Here is a 15,048-nt window from a genome sequence, read left to right as displayed (position 1 = left end):
AACTATATCATGTCTGGGGCGGTAAAACTTTTCCGGGGTTGAGAATGCCCTGTGGGTCGAGATAGTGTTTTTGTGCCCACATCCATTTGATTTCTGCGTTACTGCGTACTCGTGGCAGCCACTGATTTTTTAGCTGTCCAATACCATGTTCGGCAGCAATACTGCCATGATGGTGTAACACCTGTTCATATACCAGTTGGTTGATATTGTCTTCGTAGTGATAGACATCATTACTGAGAATGTCGGCAATAAACACATTGTAATGCAGGCTGCCGTCGCCAAGATGGCCAAACAGGATGGTTTTGGTTTGCGGAAAGATTCTGGCCAGTTGTTGCTGGCAGTTTTCGACAAAATCAGCAACATGTTCGATTGGTACAACAATATCGTGTTTGATGCTGGCACCCAGACTGCGTTGTGCTGCGGATATATTTTCGCGTAATGTCCACAGGTGCTGACGGTCGTTTTCTGACTGGGCAATCACGGTATTGAGCCAGTTGCCCTGTTCGAGCACGCTGATTAAGGGCTCGGTTAAATCCTGTTCTGGCAGACTGTCGCTCAGTTCCAGCAGAATATGCCAGCTGGCGCTGGTGGGTTCGCGTAGCTGGCTATAGCTGGCCGACAGGCTGAGGGCTTCATGACTGATTAATTCATAACTGGAGAGGCGTTCGGCAAAGTGATTTTTCAGTGTCGATAGCAGACTGGTAGCAGCGTGTATATTTTCTACGCCAACCCAAGCTGTTAATACGCTTTGCGGTGGTGCAAACAGCTTTAGTGTGGCCGCGGTGATAATGGCCAGTGTGCCTTCGCTACCGATGATTTGCTGGTACATTTCGTAGCCGCTGGTGTTTTTATGCAGTGGGTACAGTTGGCTTACCAGTTCGCCGTTGGCCAGTACATATTCCAGCCCCAGTACTAAATCGCGCATAGTGCCATAACGCACTACATTCAGGCCACCGGCATTGCAGGCAATGTTGCCTCCTATCTGGCAGGTGCCTTCGCTGGCCAGACTCAGTGGAAAGTAGCGGTTGGCATCACGGGCTGCGGCCTGAACTTCAGCCAGTATCATGCCTGCTTCTACAGTAATGGTGTTGTCAGCCAGATTGAGCTGGCGCATGCGATTGAGTTTGCTTAGTGACAGGATAATCCCTTTACCGGCAATAGAGGCATGGGGAGTGGCACCGCCACATAATCCGGTATTGCCGCCCTGCGGGGTAACGGGGATATGCTGCTGCTGGCAATAGCGCAGGATATTTTGCACGCTCTTTACGGTATGGGGTTGTAATACGGCAAATGCCTGTCCATGATACCGGTTGCGCTGGTCGGTACAGAACGGGGCGATGAGTCCGTCATCGGTGAGGATGTCGCTGGGTGTAAGTATCTGCCGTAATTGGGCAAGGTGAGTAGTAGTTGACATAGCGGTTAGCCTTGTAGATGCGATAGGCTGATTGTACGGCACTGGCACTGCTGGCATGGTAAATATACGCTGTCAGGCAAGGTTTACAGTACAATATTGCTATTGTGTAATATTAGTAAGGAAGTGGCATGTATTTTGTTGATCGTAGTGCAGTGGTGCTGAAACCTGCTCAGGCCTTTCTCGACTGGCTGCAAAATACCAGTGATGATTTGCCTGATTTAACTCTGACTCAGTTACAGAGTAATTGTACTACGTTACTGGTGCCGGAATTTGAAACACCGGAACAGGTAATTGGTTATATTGGTGAGCGCTTTAGGCTGATTTTTGAGGCAGAGCTGTCTGCATGGGAAGTTGACCGCAAGCTGTGGCCGGCAATGGATATTGACCAGTTCTGGAATTTTTTTACGGTTGAGGTGCACGATATGGTGCTGGACCTGGTAGATACTGATTTGCAGATATCACCAGTTTATGGTGAAGCGTAAGCGCATTATCTGATGTTAGCATGTGTTGTGCGGTTGCGACCGTCTTTGGGTGCTCAATGTCTGGCAGTCAGTATGCACGGGCTGGTATTGGGTGCCATTGTGTTGTATAGCGCAGGCTGGCAATGTCTATTATGGTTGCTGGCGTGGCTGTTTTCTGCATTGTGGGCAGGCTATGGTCTGCGCCAGACAAGGGTAAAGCGGATTAAAATCAGCCAGCAGGGACAAGTCAGTCTGGTGCTTATGCACAGGAAAACTGCTATACCGGCCATTTTGTGCCCGGGCAGTATGGTCAGGGCAAAGCTGATGGCCTTGCAGTGGCAAACGGCCAAAGGTAGTGTACACCAGCTTTTGTTACCCGATATGATGGATGCACAGGCATGGCGACGCTTACAGGTGTGGGTGCGCTGGTGTCAGCCGCATAAGGCTCAGCCTGTTTTAAGGCAATTAATCTTGTATAAGGTAATTCATTGGCTCAGATTGAAGGATAATAATTAGAATAATGACAGAAAAATTTCATGCAACCGGGTTAGCTCAATGGCTGCAACATCTGGAAAATGGTGTTGCTGGGGGGCAGATTGAAATGGGGCTGGCACGGGTAGAGGCCGTTCGTAAACGCATGGGCTTACAGCCGCAGTGCCCACTGATTATGGTCGGTGGAACTAATGGCAAAGGTTCGGTATGCTCCTATCTGACTCAGATTTATCATGAAGCGGGCTATCGGGTTGGCACGCTGACCAGTCCGCATTTGTTGCGTTTTAATGAGCGTATTGCCATTAATGGGCAGGCAGTTGCTGACGAGCTGATTGTCGCTGCGTTTGAACGCATTGAGGCGGCAAGGGCAGATACGGTATTGACCTATTTCGAATTCAATACGCTGGCTGCGGTGGATATTTTTGTGCAGCAGCAGGTAGATGTGATGGTGCTGGAAGTAGGGCTGGGTGGCCGGCTGGATGCGGTGAATATATTTGATGCCGATGTTGCGGTGATTACCAGTGTTGATTTGGATCATGAGGCATTTCTGGGCGACACGGTAGAAAAAGTGGCGTTTGAAAAAGCAGGTATTATGCGTTGCGGGAAGCCGGTGATATGTGGCCAGTTGCCGGTACCACACAGTTTGGCGGCACACGCAGATGCAGTAGGAGCGGATTTACTGCTGCTAAAACGTGACTTTGATTACCATAAACTGGAAATGCAGCAGTGGTCGTATCGTTTTCATCCGCAATACAGCAGTTTGTATACAGGTGAACATGCTCGCCATGCGTTACCGATACCAGTATTGCGTGGGAGTTTTCAGCTCAATAATGCAGCCTGTGCGTTAACTGTGCTGGAGTGTTTGTCTGAACGTCTGCCACTGGACATTGGTGCGATCAAGCGAGGTTTGTTGCGAGTGCAACATCTGGGGCGGTTTCAGATATTGCCCGGTCAGCCGCTTACTGTGCTTGATGTGGGGCATAACCCACACGCTGCACGTGCATTACGCAGCAGTTTAATTGCTTTACCCTATGCTGAAAAACGCATGGCTGTATTTAGTATGCTGGCGGATAAGGACATTGATACAGTTCTGGAAATTGTTAAGGATCAGTTTGACTGCTGGCTGATTGCACCGCTGGCATTACCGCGCGGCATGACCATAGAGGCATTACAGCAGAAGTTTAGCCAGCATAATATTGTTGCTGTGACTGCTTATCTCTCTGTTCAGGATGCATACGGGGCAGCTTTATCACAAGCGGGTAAGAATGATAGAATTGTGGTATTTGGTTCGTTTCATACCGTAGCAGAGGTGATGGACGTACCACAGTGGTAAAATTTGAAATAGAAACGAATGGGATAGAGGAGGTGATAATTCATGAATGCACAGGAAAACTATGAACAGCTGAAACGGCGTAATCGCCGTCGTTTGGTAGGTGCATTAATCATGGTGGTCATTGCCGCCATTTTGCTGGTTATTATGCTGAACCGCCGTACACCACAGCCAGTACCGGCTCCGCAACTGGATATTCAGGCGGCTTCTGCAGTAGTGCTGGAACCGGTAGACAATGCGCCTACCTCTGCGTTAACAGTGCCTGCTGCTGGGGTAAACACTATGCCAGCAGCTTCGGCTGTGTCTGAACATGAATCTGACAGCATTATATCCAGTCCAGTACCATTATCGCAGGCGACTGTACAGCATTCGAAACCTGCTGCGACAGTAACACCAAACGAAGTCCCAGTCAGAACACCTGCTCAGGCTACGCAGCAGCAGGATGGTATTATTTCTGCAAATACCAGACCATCTGTGCATCCATCCAAACCAGCAGCCGAAAGGGCGGTGACCAGCGAGCCCGCTGACAAAAAAGTCATAGAAATGAATCGGCAGCATAATACACAGACAGTACCAGCCTCCAGAACCAAAGCGGCCATAGCCAAGCCAGCAGGAACAATAGAGAAAAATGCACCGGTACAAGTGCCTGCAGCCACAAACAGCCAAGCCCATGCTGGAGCAGCGGCGAAGCCGGCCAGAAAAACATCCACTGCCACTACAAGCGGAAAAAACAGTGAAGCTGTGAGCACTGCTGGAACGGCAACAGTACCCAAAACCATAAATAACACGTCTGCTACGGCAAAACCGATTACTCCTGCCAAGCCCGCCAAAAATACAACAGGTGCAATAAACAGCACCGCAGAAGGCAGGCTGACACCGCAGCAAATTCTGGAAAATAAAGCTGCCGCTCATGTGATTAAAAAGCCTGTATCCAATCAGAACCACACTAGTGCTGCGACTACCAGCAACAGTAAAGTAGCTGTGGAACGCACAGTGATTCAGATTGGTGCCTATACCACAGAGGCACAGGCTAATCTGGTACAGCAAAGGCTGGCTATTGCCGGTGTGCCCACCAGTATAAGCGCCAGTCAGACCAGTAAGGGTACACTATATCGGGTGCGTAGCCGTGTTTATAATAGCCGCAATCAGGCCATGCAGAATCTGGATAAGGTGCGTGCAGTGGGATTGGATGGGCTGGTAATTGGTTTATAGGAAGTTGATGCTGGCATGACCCTGTTTGATGTATTGGCTCTAGGCCTGATTCTGTTAACTACGCTGGTTGCTATGATGCGTGGACTGGTAGGTGAAATAGCTTCATTACTATGCTGGGTTGTAGCATTTATCGGGGCGAAAGTACTGGCCGTGCCAGTGGCCAATATGGTCTTTAGCAGCATGCAGCCGCGAGCTCTGGCCGTTTCTTTGTCTTTTGTACTGGTATTCGGGGTTTTATGGATCGTGCAACGTCTGTTGCGCACGCTGGTTACTTCAGTATTGCAAACAATGGGGCTGGGTGGGGTTAACCGTATTCTTGGTGCCTGTTTCGGAGCCGTTAAGGGCATTATTATTGTTACTTTGGTGGTGTTGATATGTGCTTTTACCGATTTACCGAAATCCCACATGTGGCGTAATTCAGTTACAGTCGGCATGTTTGAGCAGCTGGCGATGCTGGCGGTGCCGTACTTGCCGTCTTTTTTTGTTGATAAGCTGAATTCGCCATTGGTATAACAGTATGAATAAAGGTAACGAGATACAACGCGCGTTTTTAATTATAAAAACGCGCGTATTTATTTGTTTTGAATGGAGAGAATAATGTGTGGTGTATTGGGTATAGTTGCACATGAACCCGTAAATCAGCTTTTGTATGATGGCTTACAAATGCTACAGCACCGTGGACAGGATGCTGCCGGAATTGTTACTGCTGAAGGCACAATGTTTCATATGCATAAAGGCCGTGGCATGGTGCGTGATGTATTCCGTACCCGCAATATGCGAGAGCTGGTTGGTAACATTGGTATTGCACATGTTCGCTATCCGACTGCTGGCAATGCCAATTCCAGTGCCGAGGCGCAGCCATTTTATGTTAATTCGCCTTTTGGTATTGTGCTGGCACACAATGGTAATTTAACCAATACCGAAGAGTTATTCAAGAATGTCTGCTTTACTGATTTGCGCCATGTCAATACCCGTTCTGATTCGGAAGTATTGCTCAATGTGCTGGCTCGCGAGCTGGAAAATCAGGTGGGCAATCGTACTGCTCTGACATTGACAGATATTTTTGCTGCTGTGGCCACCCTGCACAAACGTGTGCATGGAGCCTATGGCGTAGTGGCACTGATTGCTGGCTATGGTTTGCTGGCTTTTCGTGATCCATTCGGGATTCGGCCTCTGTGTCTGGGCAAAAGGGTGGAGGACGGACATACTGATTATGTGGTGGCTTCTGAATCAGTGGTGTTTCCGAGTCTGGATTTTGAACTGGTGCGTGACGTGGCACCCGGGGAAGCTATTTTTATCAGTAATGAAGGGCAACTATTTTCACAGCAGTGTGCTCAGGAACCACATCTGATGCCGTGTTTGTTTGAATATGTATACTTTGCCCGCCCGGATTCAGTGATTGACGGGGTATCTGTGTATCAGGCGCGGCTGAATATGGGCGTTACGCTGGCGGAGAAGGTAAAACGGACGCTGGATTTACAGGATATCGATGTGGTTATGCCTGTACCGGATACCAGTCGCCCCAGTGCGATGGAGCTGGCACAGCATCTGAATAAACCCTTTCGTGAAGGATTATTTAAAAACCGTTATATTGGCCGGACATTTATCATGCCCGGACAGGCAGTGCGCAAAAAATCGGTACGGCAGAAGCTTAATCCAATGAATTATGAATTTAGCGGTAAAAAAGTTCTATTGGTGGATGATTCGATTGTGCGCGGTACCACCAGCCGGGAAATCGTGGAGATGGTGCGTGAGGCGGGGGCAACAAAGGTTTACTTTGCATCTGCGGCACCGGCGGTATTGTTCCCCAATGTTTATGGTATTGATATGCCTACCCGTGAAGAGTTGATTTCCTATCGCCGCAATGCAGAGCAGGTGGCTGCTGAAATCGGTGCAGACGCAGTGGTGTTTCAGGATTTAAGCGATTTACAGGCTGTGGTATTAAAACTGAATCCGCAGATTGAGGGCTTTGACAGCTCGTGTTTTGATGGATGCTATATCACTGCTGATGTGGATGAAGCTTATCTGCAACGCTTGTCTGCAGATAAAAATACACTCGACACTTCTTTTGCGGTACCCAGCCTGATTGAACACAGTGTTAGTGTGCACGAAGATGAAGACGAAGAAGAATAAGCTGGCACCAGTATCTGAATCCTGTTTGAGATATAACTACTGTCCGATTATGTAGCCTACTGCAATCTGTCTGCTTAGCCACAGTAATATTTGTGTTATTTGGCTGATTGATTTAATTGCTCATAAATTAAATTGCCATCATCAATATGATGAGAAAATAAACAACAGGTAGACAATAGAAAAGCAGCCATGGGGGCTGCTTTATTTATGGAAGCCTGATATAACTATTTTGGCTTATCCAATTATGGCTCAGTAATCAATAATCACTTTCATGGCCTTTTTATCTGCGGCATGCTTGAATACATCATAAGCTTTTTCCAGTTCATTAAAGTGGAAATGATGGGTAGCCAGTTTTTCCATGGGCAGTTTGCCAGAACAGCAGGTTTTCAGCAGCATACCGGTAGTATTGGCATTAACCAGACCGGTGGTAATGGTAAGGTTTTTAATCCACAGTTTTTCCAGCTCGAAATTAACTGATTGCCCGTGTACACCAACATTGGCCAGATGCCCGCCTTCTTTCACCACGCGCTGGCAGATATCCCAGGTAGCGCCAAGCCCTACAGCTTCCATGGCGCAGTCTACCCCACGGCCATTGGTGAACTCCAGCACACGCGCCACTGCATCTTCTCTGGCGGAATTGATAATCTGGGTGGCACCAAGTTCTCTGGCCATATGCAGACGATTATCGTCCATATCAATCATGATAATCTGGCTGGGTGAATACAACTGTGCGGTTAATAAACAACTCATTCCTACCGGGCCGGCACCGACAATGGCGACTGTGTCACCGGGTTTGACATCACCATATTGCACGCCGATTTCATGCGCTGTGGGCAGGGCATCAGATAACAGCACAGCCACGTCTTCGTTTAAATCTGCCGGTAATCGGTAAAGAGAGTTATCAGCAAATGGCGTACGTACATATTCAGCCTGTGTACCATCAATCATATAGCCCATAATCCAGCCACCACCATTTTGACAATGTGCATAGAGTTGTTTCTGACAGTTTTCACAAACACCACAGCGGCTAACACAGGAAATAATGACTTTATCGCCTTTTTTGAAATTTTTAACGCCACTGCCAATTTCTTCAATAATGCCAATACCTTCATGCCCCAGAATGCGGCCATTAAATTTTCCCTCTTTCTGGGTTACAGTTTGCTCAATTTCTGGATTTTTGCCTTTCCAAATGCCCAGATCAGTGCCACAGATGGTGGTTTTGATTAAGCGGATGACTGCATCAGTGGATTCGATAATTGTCGGTTTGGCGCGCTCTTCGAATCGTATATCGCCAGCACCGTAGTAAACCATTGCTTTCATACTCTTTACTCCTTTAATTATTAAAAAAATCATCTTGATATCTATAGTAACAGAATTACCAGGCTCTTTACCGATTGTAGTGTAAAGATATCAATATAATAATTTTCCTGTTGATTGTTGGCGCCATGCTGAGCGAAAGGTTGATCAGATTGGTAGTTTGGCTCGAATCTTAGCCGTTTACAGTGATAGCTATCTACATTTGTCGTAATAAAGTATTTGCAGATGTGTTAAAACGGCTGTTATCTGGAGAAATGCACTGCTGTGGCCAGTTTGGCCACAAAAAATATCCGTGGGTTTGCCACGGATATTTTTTATTCAGCAATTAAATTATTTTGTCTGATACCGGTTTGCCGTCCAAACCTTCCATCATGTCAGATAATTCATCGGCGTGATCTTCTTCTTCAGCCAGAATATGCTCCAGCATCCGTTTGGTAGTGGTGTCATAATCACCAACATACATAATTGTCTGCCGGTACAGGTCAATGACAATGCGTTCTGCAATCAAGTCTGATTCCACCATATCACGCAAGGTTTCGCCTTCGATGTATTCGGTAGGTGAGCGCTGAATAAAAACATCAGGATTCAGATCCGGTTCACCGCCCAGCTGGGTAATGCGCTCAGCCAGCATGGCCGCATGTTTCTGTTCCTGCTGGGCATGTTCCATAAATTCTTCTTTTACTGCATCCATAAACAGACCGCTAGCCATATAGTAATGGCGCAAATAACGCAGCACACATACCCATTCTGAGGCTAAAGCGATATTAAGCAATTCAATTACCCGCTCAACATCCAGTTCATAGGTTGATGTTACCGCCCCGTCCTGATAACTTTTGCGCGCGTTGGCCCGCAATTCTTCGGTAGTGCTGAATTTAATATCACGTTTTAGTGGTTTGCGTTTGTTCATGTTTATCTCCTTGTTTATACGAGTAGCTCTCGGTTTGTTGTCCAATGTTCCGTTTGTAAGGTAGCTGATTACATAAGTTGTTGTCTATGCAATTATTTTTAATATAGGTAATAGTTAGATGAATATAATTGCATAATGTATATTTATGCGTTTTTAATTTTAATATTTAATATTTAAGGTGAAATAAAATTAATTATTATCAAATAATTATTATTGCTATAAGTAAAGTATAGCACCAAATTATTACTTTATTTGCCTGTATATTTTAATTTTCAGTGATAAATTTATTGCAATAGCTTGCAGAATTGCAGATGCAGCCAAGTTGATATCACCCGCCAGAATAAAACGGTAACGGACTTTTTTCAGGTGTAATTTTATCATTTAGTAGTACGAATAATACTACGGGATATTGGATACAATGAATTAAATTTTGTTTGATTAAAAATATAAACTAGTAAATCAGATGTTTGGCTAAGGTATTATGCTCAAATTTAAGAACACAGGCAGAAGAGTCTGATTATGGTTTCTTAAACTGCTTAAAAATAACGATGCCAATGAAATATGAATTTTTATTATTAATTAAATTAGATAAAGAAAGACAGCCAGTTATGGAACATTCAGCCCTGATACTCAATTTGATAGTCAGTGCTGTTTATTTTGCTTGAATAGCCTGTGGTGGCGGTGATGTATTTATGTAGTAGTACTATGGGCATAGTTAGTTTATTACATGCTTCATGTTACCGAGTGACAAACAATAAATACTCATTTCGCGCCACCAATACAGGTCATTCTTTTTTCGTTGGTATATTCTCTTAGTGATTATTTAAATTCTGTTGAGCATCCGGTTTATCATAAACACCAAAGTGGTCAACAATTGTACTGCTGGCTTTATTCAGCCCTAAAACTTCTACTTGTGCGCCTGCTCGGCGGAATTTAAGCACAACCTTATCTAAGGCTGCTACCGCGGTTATATCCCAGAAATGTGCTTGGGTAAGATCAATTGTTACCTTTTGTACAACTTCTTTAAAATCAAATGAACTGATGAATTTTGCGGATGATGCAAAGAATACTTGTCCATACACTGTATAAATACGTTGCTCCCTGCAGGGGTGCTCAGTCTTGATTTGAAGGTAATGGGCAACTTTATTGGCATAGAACAATGATGCCAGTAATACTCCCACAAATACGCCGTAAGCAAGATTATGAGTAAATACAACCACAACCACGGTAGAGAGCATAACAATATTGGTTGAAAGTGGATACGATTTAAGATTCTTGATTGAGTCCCAGTTAAAGGTGCCAATTGAAACCATGATCATAACAGCAACTAACGCTGCCATGGGTATCTGGCTCACCCAGTCTTGTAAAAACACCACTAACAATAAAAGTACAGTTCCGGCGATAAGTGAGGATAAACGCGTCCGCCCGCCCGACTTCATATTAACCATTGATTGACCAATCATCGCGCAACCGGCCATACCACCAAAGAAACCTGTGACGATATTGGCGATACCTTGCCCCTTACACTCTCGGTTTTTATCACTGGGCGTATCGGTAATATCATCCACAATGGTCGCGGTCATCATCGACTCTAATAAGCCAACAATCGCCAATGAAATAGAGTAAGGTAGAATAATCAATAGTGTATCGAGATTAAAAGGAACATTCGGGAGTAAAAAAGTAGGTAAGCTTGTGGGTAGTGTACCCATATCACCAACCGTTCGTATATCCATTCCAAAATACATATAGATACCTGTCAGGATAAGAATACACAGTAGTGGCGAAGGGAAAATTTTTCCAACTTTAGGGATATAAGGAAAGAGATAAATAATACCAAGCCCAGTGATAGTCATCGCATAGACATGCCATGTTACATTAGTGAGTTCGGGAAGTTGGGCTAAAAAAATCAGGATAGCTAATGCATTGACAAAACCGGTTACCACAGAGCGGGAAACAAAGCGCATTAAGTTTCCTAATTTAAGAAAACCCGCAATAATTTGAAAAATACCACATAAGATGGTCGCGGCCAGTAGATACTCAAGTCCATGCGCTTTAACCAGACCAGCAATTAATAACGCCATTGCACCGGTAGCAGCAGAAATCATACCGGGGCGACCGCCTGTAAAAGCAGTAATAACCGCTATACAAAAAGCTGCATAGAGTCCCGTCTTGGGGTCAACACCGGCAATGATTGAAAAAGCAATTGCTTCAGGAATAAGGGCAAGTGCAACGACGAGCCCGGATAGCGCATCGTTTCTGATATTTGAAAACCATTCTTTACGTAAGGATTGCATTGAATTTAATCACCACTGAAAAAACAAAAGAGAATTACAGCGTGAAGCAATGCATTTATAACGTTATCAAAATTTGATAGGAAAAAACACGATTTCTGTGCATCACGCGAGTAATTGTAATTATTTTTGATAGAAACAACTCGCTATAAACTACACAGCTATACTCCGAAATTAAATTTATTTAATTATACTAATAAAATTTTAACAATTAGACAAGGTTAATATCCTGATTATGGTTAATGGTATAACCATAGCTGATATTCAATCGGGCAGTTTATGTCAAAATGGTTATATTGAGCGATTTAAGCGTTCGTATTGCCCAGTAGTGTTGAATTTATATCTTTTTTAATCAGCTAGAGCAAGCAAGGAAAGTAATCGAAGAATGGCTAACGGTTTATGGTACCGAAAAACTTTATGAGACATTCAGCAATGTGACACCAAATGGATATAAAACCCTGAAACACGCAGCGTAATTTTTTGCGTAAGTTGTGTACTAAGAATGGGATAGTTATAAACTGAATTCCGGTTATCCCGGAATTCAGTTATATAATCAAACAGCTAATAATTTATGCCATTATTAAAAACGAATGTTTAAATTCGCTTTGGCAGAATTACTATGCCAATGACTACCATTTTCATACTGATATTGTATACCAGCATTGATATTTCGGCCGATTTGTATATTACTACCTACCGCTGCATTCCAGCGTGTTTTGGCCGAAGACCATCTGCCCGCTTTTTCATTGCTATGCATACCTGCAAAACCGCCACGGGTAGCATAATCCCTATCCTGAAAATCATGCTCAACCCCTACTAAACCAAAGATACTATACAATGTATCTTTGATATTAAAGCGGTATTGGGTTAATAAATTAGCTGTACCTGCTATTATCCCTTTATCCAGTTTTCTGGCGTGCAAACCAAATCCGTGCGCGCCATCCTCTGTAAAGCTGTTTTGTTGCAGATAGTCATATCTCATTCCCAGTTGTGGCGTGAGCGTCAGTCTGTTGAGGTTAAATGGCTTGCCGCCGTTAACTGCCAGTTGCCATAAATTCCCTTTGACTTTGGCACCGCTCTGCTCAACTTTTTCTCCTAACCATATCTGATGATTAACATCGTTGGAGAAACGGTTATAGCCCAAACTACCGGTAAGGAATGCACCTTTCCATGCATCCGGTGCATAGAACGAACCAATCATCAAACCATTGCTTTTGATATCAGCACTAGCATCAGGTTCATTCCAGCTCGAATTCTGGAAAGAATAGGCTATAGCTCCGGATAAACCACTACCGAAGTTTTTGCTGGCGCCCAATATACCACTATTGGTATTTTGTTTACCTTTGATTCCGGATGGATTCCAACGGTTTTTAGAATGGTTAAATTCAACAATCGCTTCAACTTTATCTGAAGTGTTCTGAACAGATGACATAAAATCATTATTCAGCTTGCCCATTGCCAATGTATTCACCACATTAGCATTGCTATATACCGCTCCCGATAAAGAATATAGCGACCGCTTCAGGCTTTGCGCTGATTGTACATTCTGGATACTAACAGCACCTTCCACTAAATCCTGCTTTTGCGTATCCTGTAGCTCAGACATCTGCAAGCTATCCAGTTGGGTAAAGGTTTTATCTACCGCATCGGCTGCCGATTGAATCGCCTGATCTGCTGCACTGCGTGTTAAAAGATGATTGGCTAAAACAGCTGTACGCGCAGGAATCCGGGTAATATCAAAGTTAACATTATGGCCATCATAAACGGTTTTGCCATCTAATAATATATTGGCGGATAACTCTGTTTTATCAAATTCACCATTGCGTTGCTGAGCATTTATTACTTTAACTTTTGTTCCTGTCTTTGGGACAAAGCCAGATTTAAGTGCATCAAAATACAAGCGTCCGGCCAGATCTGCTGTACCATTGATGGTGGTTTTGCTACCTAGATTGGTTTGGAAGGTGGCGTCTGCTGTCTGAGTAAAATTGCCATTAATGGTGGCATCACGGCTTATGAAGGTACCTTCATTCTTAACAGCTCCAGTGCTACCCTTAACCTGGTAGGTACCGCTATCAGCAATGTGCGCTTTTGATCGATTGCTGCCATCTAAAGCCAGCATACCTGAATTAATCTTGGTTTCACCCTGATAAGTATGCAGGCCCTGTAATATCAGCGTACCGTTACCATTTTTAATTAATCCGCCTTTTCCGCTAATATCATTACTGAATATATATTGCCCGTCAGTCACATTGGCAGAGAAATCACCAAAAGCAAATTGTGCCGGACCATTAACTGCTTTACCGATATTTAACAATCCCCAGCCATAAACAGAATCCACACCTTTGGCGCCAAGGTCGGTAGCAGTGGTGAGTAAGGTGGTACGTAAATTGTCATTGGTCATCCATGGGTATTTTTGTTTCACCAATACGGCAGCACCTGTAACCTGAGGCGTTGCGATTGAGGTACCTTCCGCATATGAAAGTGGTAACGAATTTATATCCTCACCAGGCTGTGCCTCTGAATTGGCCATTTTAGCCAGCCAATAAGCAGCCATACACCAATCTTTGGCGTCGCCACAACGATTAGAACGTGTATTGATGTTATTATCCGGATTTACCCCAGCTACTGCAATCCAGCCTTTTTGTAATTCAGGTTCAATCAATGGCAATAGCGATTGAATAGAGGGCTGCTTCTCACCATTATTAGCTGTACCCCAGATAAAAAGCATATCATCTTGTACCAGAGAAATAACCTGACCTATATAAGATCTTTCTTTAGCGGTAGCATTTTTAGGATTTAAATATTTATTAGCATAATAATTAATATATTCTTGCTGATTATCTGCATAATTGGTGGCGTAGCTATTATTAACAATTTTTACTCCTTGTTCATTAAGAGCATGGAATGCTCTTAATGTTGCATCTACATTTAGTAGAACTGGACTAGGCTCTGATGATGCGCCAGCAGCATATAAATCTGCATTAGGAGCTATTCCCAATACCTTATCTTGGACATTTTTACCCGCAAGGATTAATGCTACTTTATCTCCATGAGTGCCATTATCTGGAAGTGGGTGCTCAGTACCAAACTCACCCAGATATACGGTATTTTTGGGCAAAGCCGGATGTTGTGGGTGCAGTGGTAGATCGACTATTCCCACTTTTACCCCACTACCATCAAGCCCCTGATCACGTGCATCTTTTAAATTTAAACGATTAGCCTGTTGATTATCACCACTATATTTATTCTTACTTAATGGTACTTGTTCGGCACGTTCGGAACTATCAAACTTGGAAGGATTATCCGAAGGTATATGTTTAGAAGGTTTGTCAGGTTTAGAAGGTTTGTCAGGTTTAGAAGGTTCGTCAGGTTTAGAAGGTTCGTCAGGTTTAGAAGGTTCGTCAGGTTTAGAAGGTTCGTCAGGTTTAGAAGGTTCGTCAGGTTTAGAAGGTTCGTCAGGTTTAGAAGGTTCGTCAGGTTTAGAAGGTTCG

The 15,048-nt window shown here is 44.2% G+C and carries 11 protein-coding genes; 6 read left to right on the top strand and 5 right to left on the bottom strand.

The features are described 5' to 3' along the window. Nucleotides 1-7: 7 nt before the first annotated feature. Complete coding sequence (locus GYX26_RS09125) at nucleotides 8-1,414, bottom strand: FAD-binding oxidoreductase (RefSeq protein WP_174828990.1); 1,407 nt, start codon at nucleotides 1,412-1,414, stop codon at nucleotides 8-10. A gap of 128 nt (nucleotides 1,415-1,542) precedes the next feature. Between GYX26_RS09125 and GYX26_RS09120 the strand changes: the two genes are divergently transcribed. From GYX26_RS09120 to purF, 6 genes are all read left to right on the top strand, one after another. Continuing rightward, nucleotides 1,543-1,896, top strand: coding sequence for a hypothetical protein (locus GYX26_RS09120; RefSeq protein ID WP_174828989.1), 354 nt, complete (start codon nucleotides 1,543-1,545; stop codon nucleotides 1,894-1,896). A gap of 12 nt (nucleotides 1,897-1,908) precedes the next feature. Then, entirely contained in the window at nucleotides 1,909-2,391 is a 483-nt protein-coding gene (locus GYX26_RS09115; protein ID WP_174828988.1) for a protein YgfX, read from the top strand. A 4-nt stretch (nucleotides 2,392-2,395) separates the two neighbouring features. Then, nucleotides 2,396-3,700 carry a bifunctional tetrahydrofolate synthase/dihydrofolate synthase gene (folC, locus tag GYX26_RS09110; RefSeq protein ID WP_174828987.1) on the top strand — a complete coding sequence of 435 codons (1,305 nt, stop codon included), beginning with the start codon at nucleotides 2,396-2,398 and terminating at the stop codon, nucleotides 3,698-3,700. 42 nt (nucleotides 3,701-3,742) lie between these two features. Then, the gene (locus tag GYX26_RS09105) at nucleotides 3,743-4,909 is read left to right on the top strand and encodes an SPOR domain-containing protein (RefSeq protein ID WP_174828986.1); all 1,167 of its coding nucleotides are present in this window, start codon (nucleotides 3,743-3,745) and stop codon (nucleotides 4,907-4,909) included. Between the two features lie 15 nt (nucleotides 4,910-4,924). Continuing rightward, entirely contained in the window at nucleotides 4,925-5,422 is a 498-nt protein-coding gene (locus GYX26_RS09100) for a CvpA family protein (protein WP_174828985.1), read from the top strand. 84 nt (nucleotides 5,423-5,506) lie between these two features. After that, nucleotides 5,507-7,042, top strand: coding sequence for an amidophosphoribosyltransferase (gene purF, locus GYX26_RS09095; protein ID WP_174828984.1), 1,536 nt, complete (start codon nucleotides 5,507-5,509; stop codon nucleotides 7,040-7,042). A 249-nt stretch (nucleotides 7,043-7,291) separates the two neighbouring features. Here the strand turns inward: purF and GYX26_RS09090 are convergent, their stop codons facing one another. From GYX26_RS09090 to GYX26_RS09075, 4 genes are all read right to left on the bottom strand, one after another. Then, a complete protein-coding gene (locus GYX26_RS09090) occupies nucleotides 7,292-8,362 on the bottom strand; it encodes a zinc-dependent alcohol dehydrogenase family protein (protein ID WP_202984303.1) in 1,071 nt (356 codons plus the stop codon). A gap of 322 nt (nucleotides 8,363-8,684) precedes the next feature. Further along, complete coding sequence (locus GYX26_RS09085) at nucleotides 8,685-9,266, bottom strand: bacterioferritin (RefSeq protein ID WP_100089816.1); 582 nt, start codon at nucleotides 9,264-9,266, stop codon at nucleotides 8,685-8,687. A gap of 812 nt (nucleotides 9,267-10,078) precedes the next feature. Next, nucleotides 10,079-11,560, bottom strand: a complete 1,482-nt coding sequence (locus GYX26_RS09080) for a SulP family inorganic anion transporter (RefSeq protein WP_174828982.1) — start codon at nucleotides 11,558-11,560, stop codon at nucleotides 10,079-10,081. A gap of 577 nt (nucleotides 11,561-12,137) precedes the next feature. Beyond that, a partial coding sequence (locus GYX26_RS09075) for a S8 family serine peptidase (RefSeq protein WP_238791267.1) occupies nucleotides 12,138-15,048 on the bottom strand: 2,911 nt, incomplete at its 5' end.

Source organism: Snodgrassella sp. ESL0253, from assembly GCF_013344965.1.
GTDB classification, from domain to species: Bacteria; Pseudomonadota; Gammaproteobacteria; order Burkholderiales; family Neisseriaceae; genus Snodgrassella; species Snodgrassella alvi_B.
Note: the sequence above shows the minus strand (reverse complement) of the source record. Positions and strands in the feature narration are given on the sequence as shown.

What these genes read in the sequence shown, in the direction of transcription:
- GYX26_RS09125 (WP_174828990.1), bottom strand. Translation starts at nt 1,414, where the DNA reads ATGTCAACTACTACTCACCTTGCCCAATTACGGCAGATACTTACACCC.
- GYX26_RS09120 (WP_174828989.1), top strand. Translation starts at nt 1,543, where the DNA reads ATGTATTTTGTTGATCGTAGTGCAGTGGTGCTGAAACCTGCTCAGGCC.
- GYX26_RS09115 (WP_174828988.1), top strand. Translation starts at nt 1,909, where the DNA reads ATGTTAGCATGTGTTGTGCGGTTGCGACCGTCTTTGGGTGCTCAATGT.
- folC (WP_174828987.1), top strand. Translation starts at nt 2,396, where the DNA reads ATGACAGAAAAATTTCATGCAACCGGGTTAGCTCAATGGCTGCAACAT.
- GYX26_RS09105 (WP_174828986.1), top strand. Translation starts at nt 3,743, where the DNA reads ATGAATGCACAGGAAAACTATGAACAGCTGAAACGGCGTAATCGCCGT.
- GYX26_RS09100 (WP_174828985.1), top strand. Translation starts at nt 4,925, where the DNA reads ATGACCCTGTTTGATGTATTGGCTCTAGGCCTGATTCTGTTAACTACG.
- purF (WP_174828984.1), top strand. Translation starts at nt 5,507, where the DNA reads ATGTGTGGTGTATTGGGTATAGTTGCACATGAACCCGTAAATCAGCTT.
- GYX26_RS09090 (WP_202984303.1), bottom strand. Translation starts at nt 8,362, where the DNA reads ATGAAAGCAATGGTTTACTACGGTGCTGGCGATATACGATTCGAAGAG.
- GYX26_RS09085 (WP_100089816.1), bottom strand. Translation starts at nt 9,266, where the DNA reads ATGAACAAACGCAAACCACTAAAACGTGATATTAAATTCAGCACTACC.
- GYX26_RS09080 (WP_174828982.1), bottom strand. Translation starts at nt 11,560, where the DNA reads ATGCAATCCTTACGTAAAGAATGGTTTTCAAATATCAGAAACGATGCG.